This window comes from Vibrio sp. Makdt (assembly GCF_027587015.1).
GTDB classification, from domain to species: Bacteria; Pseudomonadota; Gammaproteobacteria; order Enterobacterales; family Vibrionaceae; genus Vibrio; species Vibrio chagasii_B.
Window position 1 is genome coordinate 107,337 of the sequence record NZ_JAPPTH010000001.1, and the last position, 25,989, is coordinate 133,325.

The 25,989-nt window shown below is 43.9% G+C and carries 20 protein-coding genes and 1 pseudogene; 11 read left to right on the top strand and 10 right to left on the bottom strand.

Features of this window, described 5'->3' with window-relative positions; translation table 11 throughout:
- Positions 1–21: 21 nt before the first annotated feature.
- From OH460_RS00485 to gcl, 6 genes are all read right to left on the bottom strand, one after another.
- Positions 22–1,458: an amidohydrolase gene (locus tag OH460_RS00485; RefSeq protein ID WP_269994019.1), complete on the bottom strand. Its 1,437-nt coding sequence runs from the start codon at positions 1,456–1,458 to the stop codon at positions 22–24.
- Between the two features lie 268 nt (positions 1,459–1,726).
- Positions 1,727–2,335 (bottom strand): TetR/AcrR family transcriptional regulator, encoded by a 609-nt coding sequence (locus OH460_RS00490; RefSeq protein ID WP_269994021.1) that lies wholly within the window; start codon positions 2,333–2,335, stop codon positions 1,727–1,729.
- A 147-nt stretch (positions 2,336–2,482) separates the two neighbouring features.
- Positions 2,483–3,793, bottom strand: coding sequence for a glycerate kinase type-2 family protein (locus OH460_RS00495; protein ID WP_269994023.1), 1,311 nt, complete (start codon positions 3,791–3,793; stop codon positions 2,483–2,485).
- 258 nt (positions 3,794–4,051) lie between these two features.
- A complete protein-coding gene (locus OH460_RS00500) occupies positions 4,052–4,948 on the bottom strand; it encodes a 2-hydroxy-3-oxopropionate reductase (protein WP_008220968.1) in 897 nt (298 codons plus the stop codon).
- Between the two features lie 37 nt (positions 4,949–4,985).
- Positions 4,986–5,762: a hydroxypyruvate isomerase gene (hyi, locus tag OH460_RS00505; protein WP_269994027.1), complete on the bottom strand. Its 777-nt coding sequence runs from the start codon at positions 5,760–5,762 to the stop codon at positions 4,986–4,988.
- 114 nt (positions 5,763–5,876) lie between these two features.
- Entirely contained in the window at positions 5,877–7,649 is a 1,773-nt protein-coding gene (gene gcl, locus OH460_RS00510; RefSeq protein WP_061032996.1) for a glyoxylate carboligase, read from the bottom strand.
- A 314-nt stretch (positions 7,650–7,963) separates the two neighbouring features.
- Here gcl and aceB point away from each other — a divergent pair, with 314 nt between their 5' ends.
- Both aceB and OH460_RS00520 read left to right on the top strand, forming a co-directional pair.
- Complete coding sequence (gene aceB, locus OH460_RS00515) at positions 7,964–9,589, top strand: malate synthase A (protein WP_269994030.1); 1,626 nt, start codon at positions 7,964–7,966, stop codon at positions 9,587–9,589.
- Positions 9,590–9,673: 84 nt separating this feature from the next.
- Positions 9,674–10,114, top strand: coding sequence for a GlcG/HbpS family heme-binding protein (locus OH460_RS00520; protein WP_017631066.1), 441 nt, complete (start codon positions 9,674–9,676; stop codon positions 10,112–10,114).
- Between the two features lie 83 nt (positions 10,115–10,197).
- Here the strand turns inward: OH460_RS00520 and OH460_RS00525 are convergent, their stop codons facing one another.
- Positions 10,198–10,680, bottom strand: a complete 483-nt coding sequence (locus tag OH460_RS00525; protein ID WP_004737459.1) for a MarR family winged helix-turn-helix transcriptional regulator — start codon at positions 10,678–10,680, stop codon at positions 10,198–10,200.
- A 123-nt stretch (positions 10,681–10,803) separates the two neighbouring features.
- Between OH460_RS00525 and OH460_RS00530 the strand changes: the two genes are divergently transcribed.
- Together OH460_RS00530 and OH460_RS00535 are read left to right on the top strand one after the other, a co-directional pair.
- Entirely contained in the window at positions 10,804–11,697 is an 894-nt protein-coding gene (locus OH460_RS00530; RefSeq protein ID WP_004737458.1) for a DMT family transporter, read from the top strand.
- Positions 11,698–11,913: 216 nt separating this feature from the next.
- The gene (locus OH460_RS00535) at positions 11,914–13,434 is read left to right on the top strand and encodes a DUF1254 domain-containing protein (RefSeq protein WP_269994037.1); all 1,521 of its coding nucleotides are present in this window, start codon (positions 11,914–11,916) and stop codon (positions 13,432–13,434) included.
- Positions 13,435–13,536: 102 nt separating this feature from the next.
- Here OH460_RS00535 and OH460_RS00540 read toward each other — a convergent pair whose 3' ends face one another.
- On the bottom strand, positions 13,537–14,445 hold the full coding sequence (locus OH460_RS00540; RefSeq protein WP_269994039.1) for a LysR family transcriptional regulator: 909 nt from the start codon (positions 14,443–14,445) through the stop codon (positions 13,537–13,539).
- A gap of 382 nt (positions 14,446–14,827) precedes the next feature.
- Here OH460_RS00540 and OH460_RS00545 point away from each other — a divergent pair, with 382 nt between their 5' ends.
- From OH460_RS00545 to OH460_RS00555, 3 genes are all read left to right on the top strand, one after another.
- Positions 14,828–15,745, top strand: coding sequence for a DMT family transporter (locus OH460_RS00545; protein ID WP_269994041.1), 918 nt, complete (start codon positions 14,828–14,830; stop codon positions 15,743–15,745).
- A 239-nt stretch (positions 15,746–15,984) separates the two neighbouring features.
- Positions 15,985–16,827: a helix-turn-helix domain-containing protein gene (locus OH460_RS00550; protein WP_032498301.1), complete on the top strand. Its 843-nt coding sequence runs from the start codon at positions 15,985–15,987 to the stop codon at positions 16,825–16,827.
- A gap of 100 nt (positions 16,828–16,927) precedes the next feature.
- Positions 16,928–18,274 (top strand): MATE family efflux transporter, encoded by a 1,347-nt coding sequence (locus OH460_RS00555; protein WP_269994044.1) that lies wholly within the window; start codon positions 16,928–16,930, stop codon positions 18,272–18,274.
- A gap of 81 nt (positions 18,275–18,355) precedes the next feature.
- Here the strand turns inward: OH460_RS00555 and OH460_RS00560 are convergent.
- Positions 18,356–18,862 (bottom strand): annotated as a pseudogene (locus OH460_RS00560) (MFS transporter); the annotation flags it as partial.
- A 136-nt stretch (positions 18,863–18,998) separates the two neighbouring features.
- Between OH460_RS00560 and OH460_RS00565 the strand changes: the two are divergent.
- The 4 genes from OH460_RS00565 to OH460_RS00580 are packed head-to-tail and all read left to right on the top strand — an operon-like array spanning position 18,999 to position 24,600.
- Positions 18,999–20,258, top strand: coding sequence for a tyrosine-type recombinase/integrase (locus OH460_RS00565; RefSeq protein WP_269994046.1), 1,260 nt, complete (start codon positions 18,999–19,001; stop codon positions 20,256–20,258).
- Complete coding sequence (locus tag OH460_RS00570; RefSeq protein WP_269994048.1) at positions 20,251–21,900, top strand: hypothetical protein; 1,650 nt, start codon at positions 20,251–20,253, stop codon at positions 21,898–21,900. Before OH460_RS00565 ends, OH460_RS00570 begins: the two co-directional genes overlap by 8 nt.
- On the top strand, positions 21,897–24,194 hold the full coding sequence (locus OH460_RS00575) for a hypothetical protein (RefSeq protein WP_269994050.1): 2,298 nt from the start codon (positions 21,897–21,899) through the stop codon (positions 24,192–24,194). The genes OH460_RS00570 and OH460_RS00575 overlap by 4 nt, the downstream gene beginning before the upstream one ends.
- Position 24,195: 1 nt before the next feature.
- Positions 24,196–24,600 carry a hypothetical protein gene (locus OH460_RS00580; protein ID WP_269994052.1) on the top strand — a complete coding sequence of 135 codons (405 nt, stop codon included), beginning with the start codon at positions 24,196–24,198 and terminating at the stop codon, positions 24,598–24,600.
- A gap of 267 nt (positions 24,601–24,867) precedes the next feature.
- Here OH460_RS00580 and OH460_RS00585 read toward each other — a convergent pair whose 3' ends face one another.
- Positions 24,868–25,869 (bottom strand): WYL domain-containing protein, encoded by a 1,002-nt coding sequence (locus tag OH460_RS00585; RefSeq protein ID WP_269994054.1) that lies wholly within the window; start codon positions 25,867–25,869, stop codon positions 24,868–24,870.
- Positions 25,870–25,989: the final 120 nt, after the last annotated feature.

The following is a 25,989-nucleotide window of genomic DNA, read 5'->3' on the forward strand; positions in this document are numbered from 1 at the left end:
TAACTACTTAGCGTTTGGAGTCTAATCCATCAAACTCTTAGACTTAATCGCCTTCTTAGACAGTTCTTTGGCAAACTCGGTAATGTCGGCTTCAAACTCATCGACGCTTTGACGAATCTCATCCAGTTGAACAGTTTGCATCACGCGGTTTTCCATCACGATTTGGCCGTTCACAATCGTCGTATCGATGTTGCTCGGGTTCGCTTGATAAACCAAGGTTGCGTATGGGTCGTAGCTTGGCATCATGTTCGCTGACTGTGTTTCGACAATCACGATGTCCGCTTTCTTACCGACTTCCAGAGAACCAATTTGGTCTTCCATGTGTAAGGCTTTAGCGCCACCTAAAGTCGCCATCTCGATCACTTGCTCAGGAATCATGATGGTGCGATCTGAGTGCTTCAAACGTTGCATGTTCGCTGCGTAGCTTAGGGTACGCATAATATCGACTTGGTTTGAGCTCATTGGGCCGTCTGTTCCCAAACCGATTCGCATATCAGCACGGTACATATCCCATGCAGGTGCGATGCCGGTTGCACCTTTAGCGTTCGCCATTGGGTTGTATGAGATCCCTGCATCAGCTTGCTTTAGAAGCTTTTGATCGTTCTCTGAAAGGTGGATACCGTGAGCAATGACTACACGCTCATCCAGCACACCAATTTCATCCATGTATTCGACTGGCGACGTAGCCTTAGTTTCATCTTTGATACGCTTCTCTTCATTTGGGAATTCAGCAACGTGAATTAATACCGGCACATCGTATTGAGCAGACAGTTTGTTGATTTCTTGAAGCTTGTCTTTGCTCACTGTGTAGACCGCGTGTGGTGCATAAGCAGGTGTAATCAGCTCGTCGTTTTGGTACTGCTCAATAAAGCCTTTGGCATAATCAATACCGCCATAAGGTTCTTTAGCGTCTACCACAGGGAACTTAATCACGGTTTCGCCGAGTACCGCACGCAGGCCAACTTCTTTGGTCGCTTTTGCCATTTCATCCATGTGGTAATACATATCGGCGTAAGTCGTGACACCACTCTGTGCCAGCTCGATACTGCCCAGCTTGGTCGCGTTATAAATCAGTTCACGGCTTAGCTTTTCGGCTTCAAGCGGAAAGAAGTAAGCGAATAATCGGTTGGAAATCCCCTCTTCGCCTAGACCGCGAAATGCAATCATAGGAAGGTGGTTATGAGCATTGACCATGCCAGGCATAACAATGCCATCTTGAGCATCAATCACCTTTTCAGCTCGGTATTGAGTAATCAAGTCCTCATTACCCACCGCGATGATCTGGTCGTTTTTTACAACAACAACGCCATCTTCAATCACATCCATTTCAGAGTTGATCGTCAGAACTTGTCCATTAGTGATAATCAGATCGGCGTTGTATGTTTGAGTTGCCACTGTCGAACCACAGCCAGCCAGTAAAACGGCGCTGATGGTACATGCCAAGCTTTTAAGCGTCATTGCTAAACCTATATGTTGTGCGTGTAATATTGTTAGAAGCTTCACTTTGTTGTTCTTAGCTATTCGTGCTTGAGAACAACAATGCCGCAAATTTTCGCGACACTATACCCTTATCTTTAAATAAAATGGCATACCAAATCGAGCCAAACTCAAGAGAAATAAGTAATTGCACAACAGGTCACAAAAAGTGGCTTTACACTAGTCGTCACTCCTGTACAAAAACAAAAAAGGCCCGCAATCGCAGACCTAAATAAACCTTCAAATACCGTTAGCTTTTCACACCGCAACCTTTAATCACTAACTGGGTGATAAACTCAGCGGCTTCTTCGTAGTCTTTATCATCTAGCTTATCTTTCTGCATTACACTGCAAATCTGCCAGCCAAAATCAGCATAGGTTTGAGTCGCCGCCCAAATGGTAAACATGAGGTGGTGCGCAGGTACGTCGTCCATCAGCCCTTTTGCCGACCACGTCGAGAACTTATCGAGGATCATCTGCGATTGGTTATACAGCTCATCGCCGATCTCTTTCGGAAGCACTTTAGCGCTTGACATCACTTCATTAGCAAACACTTTGGATGCGTGTGGGTGGTCGCGCGAGATGATTAACTTAGTTTGAATATATTGAGATAAAGCTTCTACGGGATCGCTCAGCTCTTCAATAGGACGAGAGGCTTCAAGTAACGGTTGCGTGACGGTTTCTAGAACGGCATTGTAGAGCTTGTCTTTCGAGCTGAAGTAATAAAATACGTTGGGTTTGGGAATGTCGGCCGCCTTCGCGATATCCGCCATTTTGGTTGCGGCATAACCATGAGTAGCGAATTGTTCACACGCCACTTCGATGATTAAATCTTGATTCTTTTGTCTGATCCTAGACATATGACTTCCTTTACAGCTCATTACTTAAACCATAGTAATCAACGTGCTTCATTAGTCCAGAAGATAATTCAAGAACTCAAGGTCACCGCATTGATAACAAAAAAGGGTCGCCCCAATGCACTGAGGAGCGACCCTTTTATCCGGCTGCTAAAGAATCAATATTGCACGGAAGTCATTGACGTTAGTCAGCGTAGGCCCTGTCGTCAGCAGAACGCCCGTTTGCTTGAAAAAGTCATAACTATTATTCGCCTCTAGATAATCATCGGCTTTGAGTGTTAAGCGAGTACCTTCTTGCCAAGTTTCTGGTGTTATCCATGCCCCAGCATTGTCTTCCACACCGTCAATACCATCCGTATCAGCGGCCAGCGCGAATATGTTGTCCTGCCCTTTCAGTTCGTTGTACAAACTTAAAAGGAACTCACAATTGCGCCCACCACGACCGTTTCCTTTAACCGTTACTGTTGTTTCACCACCTGAAAGCAATACACAAGGAGTCTCGAATGGGTGCTTATTATTAGCGACTTGTTTAGCTAATGCTGCGTGCACCTTCGCTACTTCTCTCGCCTCTCCCTCGATACAATCACTCAACACATACGCAGGAATACCCAAACCTTCAGCCTCTGCCGCCGCAGACTCAAGTGCAGACATTGGAGTCGCGATAATATGGTGCTCGGCGTTCTTCCAACAAATGTCATCTGGCTTGACGGTTTCAGATTGTGGGTTATTCAGCCACTCAAATGCCGAGCCTGGTATTTCTATTTGGTAGCGTTCCAATATGGCGAGCGCATCGAAACGCGTGGTGGTGTCCGGTACGGTTGGTCCAGACGCAATCACACTGATGTCATCACCCGGCACATCTGAAATCGCCAATGACACTACTCTTGCTGGATACGCTGCTTTGGCTAGTCGCCCGCCCTTTATCGAAGATAGATGCTTACGAACACAGTTCATCTCATCAATGGCTGCACCAGATTTAAGCAGTGCTTTGTTGATTTGTTGCTTCTCTGCCAAGCTAATATCGCCACCAGGCAGACTCAGTAATGCGGAGCCACCTCCCGACAAGAGACATATCACTGTATCGTCTTCACTGAGGTTGCTCACCAACTCCAACATCCGGTGACTGACTTCAAGCCCGATCGCATCCGGAACGGGGTGCGCCGCTTCGATCACCTCGATGTACTCACATGGCGCGAGGTGTTCATAACGAGTCACAACCAAGCCTTCTAAATCACGTAGCGCAAGGTCTTGCTGTTTCTTGGCTTGCCATACGGCTTCTAATTCAGCGGCCATCGATGCTGCCGCTTTCCCTGCCCCGATAACGACAGTTCGCCCAGCTTGATTTGCCGAGCGATAAAATATGTCTTGAGGAAGAAAAGGGTCGATGTGATTTTTGGGTAGTGCCTGATTTACAGCACTTGAGAAAAGGGTTTGCAGAAACTGCTTAGCATCAATGTCCATCAGCCACTCCTTAGTTGACGGAGGAAAAAAGAACCCCAATACAAGGCCAAAGGGTGCCTGCTAAGATTAAGTTGGAAAGGAACAACTTCAACCTTTGCCTCGTATCGGGAACGCGTATAAAAGGAGACGAAACTACGCGATTTATAAACAAACTGTTTGAAACTGGGAGCTAACTTCTCGAAGCTAGCTCTGGTTCATTGGTTTTGGTTTCAGCAGAAACGACAAAACCAATTATTTAGACGAATTACTCGTTAAGGATTAGCGAATTGAGTGATCAGAACGCTTCTCTATCGCTTGAATCAGCGCAGAGTGGTCCCAACCTTCACCGCCCATTTCAGCACATTCGCCAAATAGCTCTTGCGCGATAGCTGTGTTTGGCAGCGCAACGCCTAGCTCTTGTGCCCCTGTTAGCGCAAGGTTTAGATCTTTCTGGTGAAGCGAGATTCTAAAGCCAGGGTCAAATGTGCCTTCCACCATTCGTTCACCATGTACCTCAAGGATCTTAGAATTAGCAAAGCCGCCCAGTAGCGCCTGACGAACTCGTGCTGGGTCAGCGCCGGCTTTTGATGCAAACACTAGCGCTTCAGAGACCGCTTCAATGTTCAATGCAACGATGATCTGGTTGGCAACCTTACAAGTTTGCCCTGCACCGTTATCCCCCACCAGCGTGATGTTTTTGCCCATCACTTCAAATAGAGGTCGAGCTTTATCAAAAGCGTCTTGCTCACCACCCACCATAATGGTCAGTGCAGCATTGATCGCGCCCACTTCACCACCAGAAACCGGGGCATCTAGGTATGACGCACCACCTTCGTTGATACGCGCTGCAATGGCTTTCGTCGCGATAGGTGAGATAGAACTCATATCGATGACTAACTTGCCCGTCGCACCACCAGCAGTAAGACCTTGCTCGACACCGTTATCACCAAACAGCACCTCTTCTACTTGAGGGGTGTTCGGCACCATAAGAATAATGACATCTGCCTGTTCCGCGGCTTCGGCTGGGGAATGACAAACCGTTGCGCCTGCTGCAACCAACTCGGCAGGAGCAGCGTTGAAATGATCCGACAGAATCAAGTCGTGACCCGCTTTTTGAAGGTTACTCGCCATAGGTTTACCCATGATGCCAGTTCCGATAAATGCAATTTTAGACATGTTGTTCTCCTTAACGTTTGAGGGTTACCAGGCGCAATTAACGGTACTGGTTCAGCCAACCAAGGCCTTCGGTCGTTGTCGTTTTCGGTTTGTATTCGCAGCCAACCCAGCCTTGATAGCCAAGCTCATCAAGGTAGTTAAGTACGAATGGGTAATTGATTTCTCCGGTACCAGGCTCGTGTCGACCAGGGTTATCAGCCAGCTGCACGTGAGCGATTTGACCAATATTCTGCTGCATGGTCGGCGTAAGATCGCCTTCCATAATCTGCATGTGATAGATATCGTATTGGATAGAAAGATTATCGCTCGCCACCTCTTTAATGATGGCTTTAGCTTGCTCTGTGGTGTTCAGGAAAAAGCCCGGAATATCGCGCGTGTTAATCGCTTCAATCACTAGGCTAATGCCTTCGGCAGCCAGAGCATTTGCGGCGTAGTGAAGGTTAATCACAAAGGTCGCCTGAGCATCTTGCGCAGTCACTCCCTGTGGGACAATGCCCGCCAAACAGTTCACCTGTTTACAGCCCAGTTTCTTGGCATAAGCTATCGCTTTAGGCACGCCAGCTTGAAACTCTTCAACGCGTGCTGGGTCAACCGCAATACCACGATCGCCTGCATCCCAATCACCAGCTGGCAAGTTAAATAGCACTTGCTCTAGATTATTAGCATCAAGCTTTTGTTTAATCTCATCCGCATCAAAGGCATATGGGAAAAGGTATTCGACGCCTTGAAAACCTGCCTCTGCGGCGGCTTCAAAACGGTCCATAAAATCAACTTCCGTGAATAACATTGACAAGTTTGCTGCAAATTTTGCCATGATTCTGTCCTTACTCTTTGTTTGATGAAGCTAATGTGGTTTGGTGAAGCCTCGCTCTATTGGAGGCTTTCCGTAGAGCTCAATCTCGCTCTACGGATACACATTACTTCGTGATTACTTGTACGCTAGCGCGGTTGGTGCATCGCTGCTGCTTTCTGCAAGCGGTTCAAATTCGTTGATGGCGTTGATCTCTACGCCCATAGAGATATTGGTCACGCGCTCCAAAATCAGCTCAACAACCACAGGCACTTTGTGCTTGTTCATTAGCTCTTTAGCTTGCTCAAACGCAGCTGCAATTTGGTCTGGTTCACGAACTCGAATCGCCTTACAACCAAGTCCTTCAACAACAGCAACATGGTCAACACCGTAGCCCTCAAGCTCTGGCGCATTCTGGTTATCAAATGCCAGTTGCACACAGTAATCGATATCAAACTGACGCTGCGCTTGGCGAATCAAGCCTAGATAGGAGTTGTTCACCAGCACATGGATATATGGCAGGTTGAATTGAGCACCTACTGCCAGTTCTTCAATCATGAATTGGAAGTCGTAGTCACCAGAGATAGCGACGATATCGCGGTCCGGATCCGCAGCTCGAACGCCCAGTGCAGCAGGTGTTGTCCAACCAAGCGGGCCAGCCTGACCACAGTTGATCCAATGTCGAGGCTTATACACATGAAGGAACTGCGCCGCAGCAATTTGAGACAAACCAATGGTGCTGACGTAGCAAGTATCACGACCAAAGGCTTTGTTCATCTCTTCATAAACGCGCATCGGTTTCATCGGTGCTTCATCGAAATTGGTTTTACGTAGCATGGTCGACTTGCGCTCCTGACACTCGCCAACCCAGCCACTTCGGTTTGGTAATTTACCTGCATCGCGCCACTCTTTAGCGACTTCAACCATGAGCTCAAGTGCCGACTTTGCGTCTGAAACAATGCCTAAATCAGGGCAGAACACGCGACCAATTTGGGTAGGTTCAATATCGACATGAACAAACTTACGACCTTCCGTGTAAACATCGACAGAGCCGGTGTGACGGTTTGCCCAACGGTTACCCACACCAAATACAAAATCAGAGTTCAGCATGGTTTCATTACCGTAACGGTGAGAGGTTTGTAGACCCACCATACCCGCCATTAACTCGTGGTCATCTGGGATAGAACCCCACCCCATCAAGGTTGGAATTACTGGTACACCTGTGATCTCAGCAAATTGCTGCAGCAGCTCAGATGCGCCTGCGTTGATAACACCACCACCTGAGACAATCAGAGGTTTTTCAGCTTGTGCCATCATGGTGAGTGCTTTCTCAACCTGTTCGCGAGTCGCTTTTGGTTTGTATGGTTCAAGCGGCTCGTAGGTATCAATATCGAACTCAATTTCGGCTAACTGTACATCTAGAGGTAGGTCAATCAGTACAGGGCCAGGACGTCCTGAACGCATCAAATGAAAGGCCTTTTGAAAAGCGCGTGGCACTTGAGCTGGCTCCAATACCGTGGTTGCCCACTTAGTAACAGGCTTGGCAATGGATTCGATGTCGACCGCTTGAAAGTCTTCTTTATGAAGGCGAGCACGTGGAGCCTGACCAGTAATACATAGGATAGGGATAGAGTCAGCCGATGCCGAATAAAGACCTGTGATCATATCCGTCCCTGCTGGACCTGAAGTACCAATACACACACCAATATTATCTTGATTCGTACGTGTGTAGCCTTCAGCCATGTGTGAGGCACCCTCTACATGTCGAGCTAAGACGTGATCGATCCCTCCGAGTTTTTTCATTGCTGCGTACATTGGGTTTATTGCTGCGCCGGGCACACCAAATGCGATGTCTACTCCTTCACGTTTAAGCACTTCAACCGCTGCTTCAATCGCTTTCATAATTGCCATTCGAACCTCCAGTTCAGATTGTATACAATTAAATTAACTTTTGTGTACTATGAATCATCCTCAGCATTTATCAAACCCAATTTGAAACAATTTTGTTACATCAACCTATCCTATTGAACAGCAAACAAGCCTGAAAACCTTACAATTCATTGCTTTACATAAAATATCTTTACGTAAAAATAAATTCCAAAAAGATCAAATGATAAATAAATGTTAAATACCATTTGCTTGTTTACAATTTCTACAATATAAATACCGTTAAAAATAAAATTTTGTATACAAAATGACATCGTATTGTGTAAAGGAGACAAACAATGATGAATGACGTGAAAGAAAGAGAAGAAACACTGTGTATGCAGGTACTTGGGAATATGGACAACCCCGAGTACAAAGAGATCTTGTCTAAAGATGCATTGAAGTTCTTAGAAGCTATCGTTAACAAGTTTGGAGATCGCCGTCATGCCCTGCTAAATGATCGCGACATAAAACAAGCGCAATATGATGATGGTGAGCTACCTAATTTTAGAAAAGACACTATCTCTATTCGTCAGAATAAAGAGTGGAAAGTCGCAACACCGCCACCAGAACTACTAGATCGTCGCGTAGAGATCACAGGCCCTATCGAGAGAAAGATGGTGATCAACGCATTAAACTCAGGTGCGAAAGTCTTCATGTGCTGTTTTGAGGATGCGTCTTCCCCAACTTGGGCCAACATGGTCGAAGGACAAATTAACTTAAGAGATGCCAATTTAGGCACCATCAGCTATTTCGATGAGAAGAAACAAAAGAACTACCAGTTAAACAGCGACCCTGCGTTGTTAATCGCTCGCCCTCGTGGAATCCATCTCCCTGAACAATCGATTCAATTCAACAATCAACCTATCGCGGGTTGTCTGATGGACTTTGCGTTGTACTTTTTCCACAACTATCAATCACGTGCGCAGCAAGGCTTGGGTGTTTACTACTACATTCCAAAGCTTGAGAGCATGGAAGAAGCACAATGGTGGGACGACATTTTCAGTTTCACCGAGAATTACTTCAACGTAGCAAAAGGCACCATCCGTGCGACCGTATTGATTGAAACGCTGCCGGCCGTTTTCCAAATGGAAGAGATCTTGTACGCCATGCGCGATCACATCGTTGCGATGAACTGCGGCCGTTGGGATTACATCTTTAGCTACATCAAAACACTGAAAAATCATAAAGATCGTATCTTGCCAGACCGTCACGGGATCGGCATGGATCAAGAGTTCCTTAACGCTTACAGCCAGCTGTTGGTTCGTACTTGTCACGCTCGTGGAGCATTGGCGATGGGGGGCATGTCAGCCTTCATTCCAGCAAAAGATCCGCAAGAGATGGGGCGTGTTACCGCTAAGGTTATTGAAGACAAACAAAGAGAATCGCAAAACGGCCACGATGGCACATGGGTCGCGCACCCAGCCTTAGTTGATTTAGCGATGTCGATCTTCGACAAGCACCTTGATGGCAAAGTGAATCAGATGGATTTCCAAAGCCCTGAACACACCATCAATGCCGACACCTTACTTAAACCATGTGAAGGCAGCCGCGACGAGGCCGGCGTACGCAAGAATATCCGTATTGCGTTGTATTACATCGAGGCTTGGATCCAAGGCTACGGCTGTGTACCTATTTACGGACTAATGGAAGATGCCGCCACCGCTGAGATCTCAAGAGCCAATATCTGGCAATGGATCCACCACGGGGTAACACTCGATGACGGCCAAACCTTTACCAAACAACTGTTCCACTCTTGGCTTTACCAAGAGTTAGACACAATAAAACACGAAGTCGGTGACTCGCGCTACGCAGCAGGTCGATTTGAAGAGACAGCCGATCTTTTCTATCAACTTTCTACAGCCGAAGAGTTCGCTGCCTTCCTAACTTTACCCAGCTATGGGCTTTTGCAAGAATCCAGCTAGGCGTCTTGCGGCGATTCAAACAGACCCTTAGCACTGATTAGGGTCTGTTTGAAATAGCCAAGCCCCTGAAAATTAGGAGATAACATGGGAAGTTTGACTCTACAACAAGCGTTAACCATCATAGATGGCACCTTTAAAGCAGGCAAAAAGATTCATACCGAGCCACTCACTGTTGCTGTGTTAGACAGCGGTGGCAAACTGATTTCTCTGCAACGTCAAGATGGCTCCAGCATGATGCGACCTGATATCGCCATCGCTAAAGCTTGGGGCGCACTCGCACTAGGGTGTTCCTCAAGAAAACTCGCCCAAGATGCTGACAACAGGCCAGCATTTATCTCCGCCGTGAACGTACTCGCACACGGAAACATGGTACCAGTACCAGGGGGCTTACTGATTCGAGACAAAGATAAAACGGTACTCGGTGCCATTGGCGTCAGCGGTGACATATCAGACATCGATGAAAGCTGCGCCATCAACGGAATTGGCTGCGCAGAGCTGTTTAGCGACGAGATGCTGCAAGCTTAATTCAGCAATAGAGATAACTTAAAAAAGAAAACCGAAGCCTTATGCTTCGGTTTTTTAATGAATCTAAAAAGAGATAAGCGAACCTACTCGTAAGCACTCAACCAAGTTTTTAAAAGTTGGTTAGTGTTTTTCTTCTGGCTAGCCGATAAAGACTTAACCAGCTTTTTCTGCATTTCGACATGCTCAGTCATCATCTCATCAATCAGCACTAAACCATCTTTGGTCAATTTCACGCTGACGCTTCGTCGGTCTTCTTTACTGTGCTCGCGGCTGATTAACCCTTTAGCTTCCAGTTTATCAAGACGATTAGTCATCGCACCTGATGTCAGCATCATTGATCCAATTAGCTCAGAGGGCGTTAGTCGGTATGGCTTGCCAGAGCGTCGCAAGGTCGCCAATACATCAAACTCGCCTAATTTCATGTCGTATTTTTTATGAAGGTCGGCAACTTGCGTCTCCATATACTTGGCAATACGCATAATCCGGCCCATCATTGCCATAGGCTCAGTTTCTAATTCGGGCTTTTCCTTTGCCCATTGCTCTACAACGCGGTCGATAGCATCCATTTGCAATCTAGCTCCGTTATTAGTCTGATTACTTTAAACTAGTTTAACATAAAGATACTTTACAACCACTAGTTCTCAGTATACAGTTCACACAATAGTTATCTTAACGTAAAGATATTTTAGATGAACATATTATTAGCAATGATTCCCGCATTCTTCTGGGGAACAACTTATGCAGTGACGCAATTTACGCTACAGGAGTGGCCACCACTATTACTAGGTGCTTTGCGTGCATTACCTGCTGGTTTGTTATTGCTAGCGGTAAAACCAACACTGCCGAAAAAAGGCGAGTGGCAAATCATTTTCACTCTAGGCCTGATCAACATCGCGACCTTCTTTGGTTTGATCTTCGTGATGGCACTGACGCTGCCTTCAGCGATTTCGGGCGTGGGTATGATCTCTGTGCCTGTGTTCGCAATGATCTTCCATTGGGTAGTGAAAAAGCAGCGCCCACATTTGATTCAAGCTTTGTCAGGTATCGGACTGGTCACCTTGGCATGGATTCTATTCAACCCAAGCCAAATCGCATTGAACCCTATCGGTTTAGGTGCCATGTTTGCCGCGATCATGTGTATCGTTATCGGCAGCAGCATTACCAAATCACTGGGTAATCGTATGCACTGGTGGAAGGTACTGACATGGCAGCTGATTCTGGGCGGGGCAATCTTGTCTGTCGCGTCCGGCGTTCATGCCTTCATTGACCCGCAGCCTTATGTGAATGCTGTGACTCATTTCGATACTCGCAACGCAATGGGCTTGGTTTGGGTGATTGGGCTAAACACAGCGCTTGGTTACGGTATGTATGTATGGCTACTACAGCGTATGACTGTGGTTGATTTTACCTTTGGTGGTATCGCCAACCCAGTAGCGGGCATCGTGACAGGTATGGTGTTAATGGGCGAATCCTTTACTGCGGTACAATACTCACTCATGACAGGCATGATCATCATGTCACTGCTACCACAACTGATTCTTGCAATCCGACAGTCCAAGACAGTCAAACCCGTTACTCAGTAAAAATCTAGATTACGACTCACAAGCCCGCCAAGTGCGGGCTTTGTTTTATCTATAGAACTAATTATTACAGCATTTCCACACCGATCTGAGAGCCTCTTCTAACCCTTTCGGATTGCTCCTCACTTTGAAACTCATTTTTGAGCCTATCGCGTATCAGATATGTTTTTTCGACTAACTTAAAGTAAGTGCATCGAAACGAAACTGAAAGGTGACATCATGATTAAGTCGAAGCTAAAAGCACTTGTGTTGGCGAGCAGTCTCTTTATCTCACATCAAGTACTGGCGACGGAAAACTACAATACCGATATCCCACCGAGCATTATGACGGCAGATACAGTCCAAACCAGCATCGGTGAGCTGAACTTTAAAGATGGTGCGCCAACGGCTGAAACCGCACAAAAACTGTATGACAACTTAGATACACTTCGCTCAACAGAAGTGTTCCTCAATGCAATTCCAATGGCTTCGGTAGAAGCATTGCGAGTTGGTCATGCCGAAATTGGTTCAACATCGTCAAACCAAGTGGTGGTATTTGATAACTTGATGGATTCGAACCCGCTATTTCTAACCGGTAACACCGACACGGTTTACGCTTCTGTTTTCCTAGACTTGGAGAAAGATGGCCCAACCGTCATTGAAGTGCCCGAAGGTATGGGACCAACTACGGTGAACGATGCGTTCTTCCGCTTTGTGACTGACCTAGGCATCGTAGGACCAGATAAAGGTAAAGGCGGTAAATATCTGATTTTACCTCCGGGTTATGAAGGCGAAGTGCCTGAAGGTTACTTTGTTTCACAATCCACCAGCTATACCAACTGGTTTATCGCTCGCGGATTTCTGAAAGATGGTAAAACCGATGCTGCAGTGAAGGCATATAAAGAGAAACTAAAAATCTACCCATTAGCGAAGAAAGATGATCAACCGAAAATGGAGTTCATCTCGGGTAGTGGCAAATCGTTTAATACCATTCATGCGAACGACGAGCACTTCTACTCAGAAATTAAAACCGTGTTGGACAAAGAGCCGGTGTCATTCATCGACCCTGAACTGCGCGGGCTGATGTCGAGCATTGGTATCCAAAAGAACAAACCTTTTGCACCCGATGAGCGCATGAAGAAGCTGATGAAAGATGGCGTCGCGATTGGCAATGCAACAGCAAGATCTCTTTACTTCCAGCCAAGAGACAAGAAGGCTTACATTTATGAAGATCGTTTATGGAAGACTGCATTTATTGGTGACGATTACCAATGGCTTGTTGACCAAGGTGAAGGCGGACGCAACCTAGATGCTCGCTCTTACTTCTTCTATGTTGCAACGGTGAATACCCCAGCAATGTCGCTCAAGCTAATAGAAAAAGGCTCTAAATACGCATTACTTGATCAAGCGAAAGACGGTGAATATTTTGATGGTGGTAAGCACTATAAGTTGAATATCCCAGCGAATGTTCCGGCTAAGAACTTCTGGTCGATTGTGGCTTACGACACACAAACGCGTTCAGAGCTACAAACCAGTCAGCCGCTGCCAAGCAAGAATAACCAGCGTGATGATTTTATTGAAAATGAAGATGGCTCGGTTGATTTGTTCTTTGGTCCAACAGCGCCAGAAGGCAAAGAAGCGAACTGGATAGAAACCGTTCCGGGCAAAGGCTGGTTTACGATTCTAAGACTCTACGGTCCTCAAGAAGCTTGGTATGACCAAACATGGAAGCCAAGCGACATTGAAGAAGTTAAGCTGTAACACTCAGTAGGTTCAATTAGACACCTGCAGACAGTAACTAAAACGCGCCTTCATCGGCGCGTTTTTTTGTTTCTATCATTCTTTGTATCATCCTTCAGCTCATCAACAGCTTTCTAAAGCCTCACTTAAGATCTGCTCAATCCGTTTGACTATCGGGTGCTGATAACAAGCACGGTGGTACTGAATCCCCACATCAAAAGTCACCGCTTCTCCGTTGAATAAAACAGGTCGTTTGATCAGTCCGCTAGGAATAGAGGCCAAATCCATATCAAAGCCAACGTAGACATACTGGCTGACTTGAACACATTCCAATGCGGAGGATACCGATGCAACAGTCAGTTTCTGTTGCAATACCAAGCCGGTGCGTTTTTTTAGGCGTTCGTAGTAGGAGTTAGCATCCAATGACCCCATCGAAACGCGCACCGTATCAAAGCTCTCTAGTTGATTGAGGTCAATGGCTTCGTTTTTTGCTAAAGGGTGAGTACCCGCCACATAAACAAACAATTCCAACGAGCCCACTTTGCGCTCAACAATGCGGTCATTGAGTTCATTTGGGTAGCCCGACACACCAATCGCTAAGGTGCCTGCTTTAGGGAATTCAACGCCATCTAAAGACCAATCCATCATCGATATCTTGGGCTTTGACTCCTCATTAGTCAGCCCTTGCAACAAAGGGACCGTAAACAGTGTGCTCAGCGGGTTGGCTGCGTGAAAAACATATTCGATGTTCGAATCGTTACCTATAAACGACTGCGATATTTGCTGCGCTTGCTCTAGCTTTTCCAGCGGTTCTTTTACCACTAGCATCAATTGCGTAGTGAACAAAGTCGGCGTATAAACACCTTTGGTTGCAATGAATAGCTCATTAGCAAACAAGTCTCGGCAATCTGAAAGATGACGATTAAACGTGGCGCGGCTGATATCCAGAATATGGCATACCTTCGCCTGAGATTGTTGCTCATAAAGCAGGTCCAAAAATCGATACAGATTTAAGTCGATTGTGTTTTTCAAATGCCCTACCTCATTTCCATGCTATGTCGGTCTTTGTTCAGTATGAACGTGAACCAAATAAACTTTAAACACTTAATACGATAACTTTGCTGCTAGTAACGGTTTTGTCGAGAAGAGAGTTAGGGAATAGAGCAATTAAGCGCCGCTAAATAGCTCAATTCTCAACCTAAATTAAACCTCACAAAGAATAATGTCTTTATATGACTATCAATTGATAAAAATATTTACTTTTCAATAGTTATATTAGAGATTTAATTTCTACACATCATGCCAATTAGAGACAAAAAGACAATTTTTTTCTCCGACGACCTCCTTATACTGTGCCACGTCATTAAGGCGCTACAAGCCTATGATTTAAAATAATTATTAATGAGTAGTCACCATGAATTCGAAGTCGCTAACTATCTTGCTTTTTGTCTCTGTTTGCTTAATTTGGGGAACCACTTGGTTCGCTATGGAAGTGGCATTGCATTCTATCCCACCAATTTTTGCTACTGGACTGCGCTTTTTACTTGCAGCCCCTCTGCTTGCAGTATTAGCAAAAGCCTTCAATCAACCTTTACTGTTCCCTAAGGGTAAGCGTCAATGGCTGCTTATTGTGGCACTGATGTATTTCGCTATTCCGTTCACTTTGATGATCTATGGTGAGCAATACATCTCTTCTGGTTTGGCTTCGATCATCTTCGCCAACATGCCAGTTGCTGTGATGCTGATGTCGGGTTTGTTCCTTGGTCTACGCTTAGCAAAACATCAAATATTCGGCCTAGTGACTGCGGTTGTGAGCCTATGTTTAATTCTTGGAAACGAAATGCAAATGGGCGGTGATGACTACTTTATCGGTACGGTTTGCCTGGGTCTTGCGGTTGCAATTCACGCGGTAATGTACGTGTTAGTTCAAAAACACTGTAAAGGCATCGAGGTACTGACTTACAACGCTGTACCAAGTTTCATTGCTGCGATTTTCTTGTTTGCAGTATCGGCAGTAGGTGAGAACGTGAACGTAGAATCTTTCACTTGGGATTCTATCTCAGCGGTCGTGTACCTCGGTTTTGTAGCGAGTGTCGGCGGTATTGTGGCTTACTTCAAACTAGGTCAGGTTTCGACACCGTTCCAAGCATCCATTTGTTTCCTTATCTTCCCAGTGGTTGCGCTGCTGATCTCTTGCTACATCAATGGTGAAGTGCTATCGGAACAGTCTCTGCTTATGATGATCCCTCTGCTTTGTGGCATCTTGCTAACTAAAGCACCAAAGAGCATCTTCAAGCTACGTTCAACGCTTAAAACGGCAAGCAGTAACTAAGCAGCTAAATACTAAGATAAACCGCATTCAAACTGCCCCAGAAGCTCACCATATGCTCCTGGGGTTTTGTTTAGCCCCAACACGCCTTCACAATTTACTGCCCCTTTACAGCCAACCCCTTCTCATATTGAACCGCTTACCAAGCGAATGACTTAAACATCGCAATCAACTACATTAGACTCAGCCATTATTGCCAGCTCTGGTTGATACCCTTAGTTATCTCTCCACAAAGGAATGTCATGAGTAATCCCATCAAACACATGCGTCTTGTCAAAGGTCAACCTTGTAGGGTTGAGGAACTGACGAATAACGACGATGCGTTCTTAGAACCGCACAGACATGAATACTGGGAGTTAGTATGGTGCGTGGATAATCATGGCAGTCAGAGCATTGATTTCGTTGACTACGACAATAAGATCGGCCGTATTTTCACCATTGCACCGGGCCAAGTACACCGCTCGGAGCTAGTCGGAGAAAGTGCTCGTTTACTGGTATTTACTCCTGGCTTTGTTAAAACCAATCACCGCAACACTCAGCTGGTCGATACTGTTTTTGCCATGCACCAAAGCCGCCCTCCCTATTTGGATTGCAGTGAAGAAGGCAACCGCTACCTGTTGCCTATTTTCGACATGCTGAAAGAAGAATGTGCACGAGAAGAAAGCGACTGGGACTTAGTAGAATCACTCATGAATAGCTTTTTGCGCTACATCCTGCGCTTTGCTAGCCAATCCTCATTGAAAGGTGAAGTACGCGATAGCCGAGTGAACAAGGTGGTTGATTTAATTGAGCAGCACTACGCCACCCATAAACATTGTGATTTTTATGCGCAAGCTCTGTCGATAACCAACAAACGCATTAACGAGATCGTCAAAGCTGAAAAAGGTAAAACCGTCACTCAATTGATCCACGATCGGATCATTTTAGAAGCGAATCGAGAACTGATCTTCTCAGCCAAGACCATCAAGACCATCGCTTTTGAACTCGGCTTCGAAGACCCGGCCTATTTCAGCCGTTTTTATCGCGGACAGATGAAAGAGTCACCAGCACAGTTTCGAGCTCGATGTGCAGATAGTGCAATATAATACGCAGATAATCCCTTTTTTAGCCTCAATTAAGTTCCGATAATGCTCCCTCTTTATCTATCCAATTTGGTTAAATCCAATTTTTTGGGAGCTTGTTCGAATGGCCATCAACCTAAAAACCGATCCAATATCTAAGTCCTTTTATCAATACCTTTGGCCAGCGCTAACCGGCATGGTGATCAAGTCCCTTTTCATAATGGGAGACGCTTGGTTCGTTGGGCATGGTGTCGGTCCTGATGGCTTGGGCGCTATCGCTCTCACCATCCCTGCTTTCTCAATATTCACTGCAATTGCCATGATGGTTGGTATTGGTGGTGCGGCTCTGATGTCTATTGAAGTGGGCAAAGGCAACGTAACCTCTGGGCAAACTCTGTTTAATCAATCGATGTTGATCACCGCTCTGTTTAGCACAGTGACCGTCAGCATTGCCTTGTATTGGCTCGATGAGATTATTGCGCTGATGGGGGCTTCTGGATACATGGCAGAGCTCACTCACGACTACCTATCTGTAATGCTGCAGTTCTTCGTGCTCTACTCGTTAGCTTGGGTTATGTCGTGCTTTGTGCGTAACGATACCAATCCAAAACTGGCGACTTACGCAATGTCGATTGGTGCTGTGGTCAACCTCGTGTTGGATTACTTCTTCGTCCTAAAATGGGGCTGGGGCATGAAAGGGGCCGCCTACGGCACAGCCATTGCCCAAGGTGTTATTGCTTGTATTTTATTGAGCCACTTTGTACGCAAACAAGGCACCTTAACGCTGAGTTTAAAAGGCATTGGATTTGATAAACTGCCAAGCATCCTGAAGATTGGCACTCCAACTTTCTTCATTGAAGTAACAGCAGCGATGACGATCTTGCTGTTCAACTATGTACTGTTAGATCAGTTTGGTGAGAACCATATTATCGCTTATGGTTTAACAGCCAACATCGGGGTCTTTGCTCTATTTGTGATGGTCGGTATCGCTCAAGCTTGTCAGCCTATCATTAGCTTCAACCATGGTGCGAACCAGCCAAATCGCATCGAAGAAATCTTCCGCTTAGGATTAAAAAGTGCGGTTGGCAGTGGCCTAGTATTTATGGGGATTGTGTATCTGTTCGCACCTCAAATCGCAGCGCTTTATCTGGGATCTTCAAGTGATTTGATTGGGCTATCCGCGACCGCACTCACTTTCTTTTTCTTTGGTGTGCCGCTGATGGGAATCAACTTAGTGATTGCCAACCTGTTTCAAGCGACTGCCAAACCTAAACAGGCAACGCTGATATCTCTTGCTCGCGGTTTTGTGTTCGTGGCTTTGGGTATCATCATTCTGCCAAAGCTGTTCCCAGAACAAGGGATTTGGGCAAGTATTCTGTTCGCGGAAACTCTAACGGCAATCGTCAGCTTTAGCATGTTACGCAGTTATAAGAAGCGCTTTGCTGACTCTTTAAAGCAACAAATCGTTTAGACGAGCGAACAGCAAAAACTAAAAAAGCTCCAATATCGCTATTGGAGCTTTTTATTTATCTCACGTTAGGTGACCATGACATTAGCGCCAGCTAAACATTCGTACTTCGTTGCCCTCTTCTGGCTTCTTCGGAATATTCAAAGACAGCGCCAAAGAAACCGCCGCCATTGCTGCACCAATGTAGAAGACAGTCGCAGGCGAAGAGAGCCAAATCACACCGAATACAACGGGAATGACAACAGCTGCAATATGGTTGATAGTGAAAGACACACCCGCTGTGGAAGCCATATCAGCCGGATCGGCAATCTTCTGGAAGTAGGTTTTGATTGCTAGAGCGAGAGCAAAGAATAGATGATCGACCACGTACAACGCTGCCGCCCATTCTGCACTTTGCACCAAGCCGTAACCGACAAACACACCAATCAAACCCACATACTCGAAGATAAGCGCTTTACGCTCACCCACTACACCAATGAACTTACCGATACGCTTAGCAAACAAGAAGTTAAACAGGTAATTAATTAAGAACAGTAGAGTAACGTCTGCCGCCGAGTAACCGAACTTCTCTACCATCAAAAAGCCTGCAAATTATTCTTTGTAAAAATATGTAAAGCAAACTACATTGATTAAACAACTAACAGTTCATATAGTTGGAATAAAAATCCTTAACGTTATAACCAATCAACCCATACTTACTTATTTTTATTAAGGGCATTTTTTTGTAATGAATACAACAGGTCGAGTGATTAGTTTTAAAACACAGTCTGGCGGGGGTGATATCAGCATTGTGGATGAAAATTTCATCCCCCTGTGCCCTTTTCTTACAACCTTTCTTGAACACTACAAAACTCTTAACACCAAGAAGAGCTATGCGAATCAGCTATTGTTCATACATCGTTACTTTGTCACAAAATCAATAGACTTACCTTCGAGAATTCGTGACGGTAGATACCTGACTATAGAGGAATATGAAGGTCTACATCGCCATTGCCATTATAAGAAATCGGAATGGATGGGAAGTGGGGGCAACGTTTCGTCATTCACCCAGTTTAGAGATAAGCAATTAGATAAATTAATACATGCTTCCAGGGCAGCGGATGACAAGGTTATTAATAATACAGTGAAAATAAGGCTAACCTTACTTATTGAATATATTGAACACCTTCATTACATGCATCATTTTTCTTCCAGCCCAGGCTCTGAGGCCCAGCATAAATTTGACCTGTTAATACACAAAGCCAAGAAAGATAGAAAACTATTAAAAGAAGAAAATTCGCAAGTTCGTGATCCCAATGAATCTGTACTCTCTGATGAAATATTTGATGAGCTTGTAAGAACTATCGACCCTAGCAGTCCAGACAACCCTTTTACAAATACAGCAAGGACAAGAAACTACCTCATCGTAAAGTTAGTAATGGAGGGAGGACTACGACGTGGTGCTGTCGCTAAGATTAAACTATCCGATGTTCATGATGATTGGCATAACCCTAGAATACGAATCACTAGAACACCAAATGATCCTACAGATCCAAGAAAAGATATCCCATCTCAAAAAACCAAACAACATGTAGTACCTGTTTCTAAAGACACTATGAAAAAGCTGCTGAATTATGTGGAGAATATTCGTGCATCGTTTACAGATTCGATCCAACACGAATTTGTCTTTGTGTCTGAAAAAGGGACTTGTGGACAGCCCCTAACTCTTGCTGGCTTCGATTATATTTTTACCAAAATCGGAAAGAATCTAGGCATTCACCTCACTCCCCACATGTTAAGACATAAATGGAATGAGCAGTTTGATGATGCTGCTGAGAAACTTGGTATTTCCGGAGAACAAAGAGAGGACATCCGCAAGGGGGCCATGGGCTGGAGTGAAAACAGTAATATGGGTGCGATCTACAACTCTAAAAATCTGGCTGTAAAAGCACAAAAAATTCATCAAGAAATGCAGTCTGCGCAAATTAATAGGTTGGCTTGTGATTAATAATACTTCCCACACTAAATCTAGTATTTATGATTTAAATACCGATAAGAAACTTCGACAGATTCATTATGCTAAAGATAAAGCGTTCTCTTTTATACCCATCGAAAATTCATGGGTATTAGGGTTAAAAAAATATAACGAATTCGACTTAAGCCGACTCCATAGTTCAAACTCAGAACTCAAATTGTCATATTTGGGGATCTTAATACATTGTGCAAAAACGCTATCGCTTAATACCTTTAGATCTTACTTACAAATTCTGAACTTATTGAATTACCCGTCAAACCTCCGAGAACTAAAGCAACTTTATCCACAATTAGATAATGGGGTTAAGCAAAATGTACCTTCAGTATTTAACAAAGGTCTTGAGCTTGGATACGCAGACTTTAAACCCCTATGTGAATTTCTTTCACAAGTCAAGGTAAAGAAAAGCAGATCTAGCTTTCTAGACGCCGAAAAAGGCGCTTATTCAGACGAAGAAAACCAGTCTATTTCTTATGCTATGAGAGTAACGACAGATGAATTCATAGCATTATTCAAAGATCGAAATAAAACATATACACCAACAGATTTAAATCAGCTAGGGGTTTTGATTGCGCATCATTTAATGAGAGGAATCCTAAGACGTCCTACTCAAATCACTAAATTGAAATGGTGTGATTTCCGCCCTATTGCATTGCCTTTCAGTGAAGATATTGAATCTCCTAAGCTTTCAGATATTGGCGCTTTACATGTCCGAATTTTCAAAGGAAAACGAGGTGATTTTCGTGGCTATGCAGAAAAACGTAGTATAAGACTAACTCCAGAATTATCTAACCTTGTTGGTTTATACCATCATCATTATCTACAATCATTTGTTAACACTCTAGCAAATCAAAATATTCACCTAAACAAACATGAGCTTCTTGAAATAAGAAACAAGCTACCTTTTTTGTTTGATCTAGAGCTTTTTTCAATAGAATTTTATAATAAGGAAGCATTGTTTAGGTCGTTATCTAATCATTCTCAATCGTTCCATAAAAGCGAAACTAATTTAAACTCTTTGCTTCAAGGGTTTACATCACGCTACTTTGTTAAGCACCTTCAGAGCGACCGTATTGATGCGTCAAAACTGAAGGTTACTAACAATAGAATAAGACACACAGCTTTAACAAATGGAGCACGCAAAGGAATGTCAAGTCCCGAATTGGCTTCAATGACAGGGGTTACACAAAAAGCAGTCGCATGTTATATCGACTTAACTAACGAAGCTAGATCTGAAATAGACAAAGCTTTAGCTGACAATCAAATCCTAAACAATTTTGGACGAATCTCTGTTGCTAACCTTCAGCAAACTGCAGGGTTTGTGCAATTAAATGAGTTTGACGAAGAGATTGCAGCTATTTCAAATCCTAATGAATGCAATAGCTGCAATTCTGCCCTTGGAAAACCACTCGCTTGCTACCCTTGTCCAAACTTCAAACCACTAGCTGATGCAAACCATCAATATTACCTTGATAAAGCTGAACGCAAGATGAAGCTTAATAAGATTAACGCCGAACCTATAACAACGCGGCGATTGCAAAAGATTGTTAGCTTTATCAGAGCAACTATTTTCGCCTGCGAATCATTTAATAATAAAGTTTTTAAGGACAAGGAATGATCTCTTTTAACACTTTCGAGAAAAACCGAAAAAATCTTGTGAAAGACATTTTAAGAACCGAGCTCATAGGTTATACGGATCAGCTAGGGAATAGCGCTTCATTTGATAATGTAGCATGGAAATATACTTACCCAAACGGACAAAAAATCAACATTTACTTTGCCAATTATTCACAAATCCCAACAAAAAAGCATATGTCGTTCGGGCATATTTCAGATAACTACAAAATCGAAGACTCGAAACGTTACCTGATGATGGCTTATACGTTCGATGTCATCGCAGAATGCACATCTGTAGAAACTAAAAGAGGCAAGCTAAGAGCATGCCGAAATTTCATGATTGAACTGGAATGTGAACTACATGAACTTACTCAGGAAAGATTAAACCAATTGTTCGAGGGGTTCAACACAACCTCAGGGCGGTACCGGAAGTCGTTTGTGAGATGGTTGGCTAAAAAACAACTGATCCCAATTAACTTAAAAACGTCAAGGTTAAGAGACTCTTATGATGGGTATGACAGAATCGAAGCCATCAAGGAAAAAATGCCTGAAGATAAATGTATTGCAGCGCTAGGTGCTATCTGTCATGAAGTCATTCCTTCTGATGAAGGTAAATGGGATTTATCTTTTACAAAAGAACGACGCTATGAATTTACTTGTACAATGGCAGCATTGGCTTTATCGTCCCCCAACCGTGTTGCCGCTGAACAAATAACCCTTAAAAATCAAAAAATAAAAACGAAAAAACTCCAAAATGGCCAATATATTCATTGGCTAGATTGGCAAGGCTCAAAAGGCTACAAAGATAATCAAAACCATTTGCTTGCAAATATGAATGAAACACTTACCAGAGCTTTAAAATATATAAGGGCTATAACCGAACCAGCTAGAATCCTGGCAAGATTTTACGAAACCCCTAATGAACCATTAAAAAATCTACTTGGTACATACCAAGTTTCTCAATCAAGAATAAAAAATGCCACAGCATCAGTGGATAAGCCTGTCAATTTAATACAACTCGGATATCTTCTCGGTTTTTTTGATGAAGACGCTGTGATTATTACCCCGCCAGAAACAACTGGTTCGGTAAGACCTAAAAGGAAAAGATATCACCGAAAGAAGATGTATTTATTGAAGCCAGAAGACCACGTCTATATAAGAGAAAACACATCTGCATACGAACTATTTGGTTCTAACATGAAACAAAGAGACATTGATCTATTTCTTGGATGTAAAGCAGTTGAAGAATCGGTGAGTGTTAAGGAGTTTCAAGTTAAGTGGATAAGCCATATATACAAATCCATACCAAGCTTCCCTTATTGTCTAATGGAGAGTGGTAATAAGGTTAAGTTTTGCTCTATGATGTTTGCCTTTACTGGTAGACAACTAAAACGTGACGATATCAAGGGCGGCAATGCTGGCCCTGGATCTTGTAGCTGGTTCTATTTAGGTACAGGAGAGCGGCTAGCAGGTGTATTTTCATCCATGTTAGGTTCTAGTAACCCAGCTTCTCGTTCAATCTTTTCAGAATTCGGCTTTAAAAAGGAGTTTAAGATCACACCTCACCAATTTCGCCATTGGTTAAATGATACTGGTGAACGATCAGGTATACCACATAAAATTTTAAACTTATGGTCTAAGCGAGTATCGGCTGAGCATATAATAAATTATCTTCATAGTAGTGAAGATGAACGTACTGGTACAGTCCGAGATATTATTTTTTCAGATGAAGAAGAACAGAAATCAATCAAGGTCTATTCAAGATCAGAATACGAAAAACTTACAGGTATCGCCGATGGCATATCTAGCTTGACTAGCACCGGGTTTTGCACTCAAAACTTGCTAACTTCGCCTTGTGAGTATATGAATGATCTTGAAACACAATGCACATTATGCTCTAGTGCTTGCCATGTGAAAGGGGATCATAACTCGTTAGACTTATTACAAAAGGACTACCAATATCAGGTGTTGCGATTGGACACCATAAAACAGAAATCTAACTTTTACCAAAGCAATCGCTTACAAAAATGGTTTGATATACATCATCGCAATACCCAACTTTTAAAAGAACTGATATCGCTAATGGAAAGTCCCAAAATCAATGATGGAAGCGTCATTAGAGTATTAGCCTCTATTAGCGAGATACGTATAACAGATGTTCAACTAAAGACTGTGACAACTAGCAAGTTGTCTTTACCTTGCTCTAAATCCGCTTTGGAAAAGACTATCGCGGAATTAAATATAGAAGATAACAACACTTTTTCTTCACTACTAGCAATGCTTCCGGAGGGCTAGAATGGCATTACCTTCTTTAACTAAAGAACAGCAGCGGGATATTACTCGAATACTTCACCGTTGGATAGGAAAGCTAACTTGGTGCATGCTTGTTGAACGAATTAGCAAATCGCTAGAAATTCATACAACAAGACAAACATTGAGTACTTACCCATCAATCAAAAACGCCTACAACGAAGCTAAAAATAGAAACCGTGGTAACGTAAAATCTGTTCAAGCTCTAGCTGAGCTTTCATGTAAGGAGGTTGACTTGGCAAAACAAAACTTAAGTTTGAAAGCAGAGGTTAAAGCCCTTGAAAAAACTGTCGATATCCAACTCGCATTCATTCAAGAAATCATCAAAGAATCTAGCATAAACCCTGCCCTTCTTCATGTATTAAAGGCCCTCCAACAAAAGTTAGGGTGATGACAACTTAGTATTTGAAACTTGGAAGTGGTAAGCCCCCTGAACTCTACACACTTTCCAGCCTCTAAATGCCCCCCCCACCATACTTGCTGACTAGCCACACTCCACCTATCTAACACTATGTGGTTGGATATAATGGTAGATATAGAGTTTCCAGCATATTAAAATGTACTTAAAGAATCTGAAAAGTCTTGATCAGTTGAGTTAACGTCTAACCTCGTTTCTGAGAAATTTACTTTCTCCTACAGGGTATTTTTCCACAAAGGATTAGTCGGGCTCAAACCCAAACTCGTGGGCTGGCCTATTTAAATCGGTCATAAAGGCAAATACAGGCCAAGCTTTAGGGTTCTCCTCAACTGCGAGGTTGTATTCAACTTCACTAGCAGGAATCCGATTATCAACTAAGAAATAACCAATTAGCGGCTTACGAAGTGCTATCCGCTTTAAGGCTCCCCCTTGCTCCAACTCATAATCAGTTATGATTAATGTCTGCTGATCTTGGCTAAGATGTGGATTAGGTCTTAACTCAAGTTCGATCATCTGTTCCCAGTCAGTATCATGTTCTGGTGGGATACCTCTACAACGCTCAAAAGCAGGCGCATTATCGCCCCAACCAGTCTCATTCATAGAGGGTTTAACCACCTTTGGGGTACTTTTGAAACGCCCAATAAGGAAATCACGATACGCCATGTTATCCCAACAAAAAGCGCGTACATGGTAACGATTATTAACAAACGCGATCGAAGACGGAGTTAATCGTCGACCACGCCCTTTGGGTGAGCTCATCGTTGCAACCACCGCTTCGATAGTACGCTGGTGTTCAATTGCCGAGAGTAATCGAGCGAGAACGCGTAGATTATGATGGCGTATCAGCATGGGTAATTCTGTGGTGTGTGAAGCTAAGGGCGGCGCATACTCTTCAATAGCCTGCCATTGCAAATTATCTTCGGACAACAGTACTGGCTCAAAACCTTCCGTGGGTTGATGGTAGGGAATACCCAACTGATAGGGCTTGATTGCCTTTGGTGCTAACTGCTGATAAAGCTTTACATCTTTCTGAGCCTGAGGACGTGAGATCCCAAAAGTCTCCATCAGCATGGTCGTTGTTAAGCGTCGCTCCCAGAGCAGTTGTCGCTCGATGTAACACAAGCGTAACCATTGAGGATGTGAGTATGCCCCAACTTCAAGCCGCTTGCTGGCGAACTCCATAACTGGAATCGCCTGCGTGCCCGATGCGATCGCGGGTTTGATGTACTGTGAATACTGCATATAGCGGCCCTTCTACTCATGCTTAGTTGCTCATACGTTTAAAAGTGTAATCCAGCACTGTATAAATATCTACTATATATATTTAATAAAGGGGTGTATAAAGTATATATGCACAAGGGT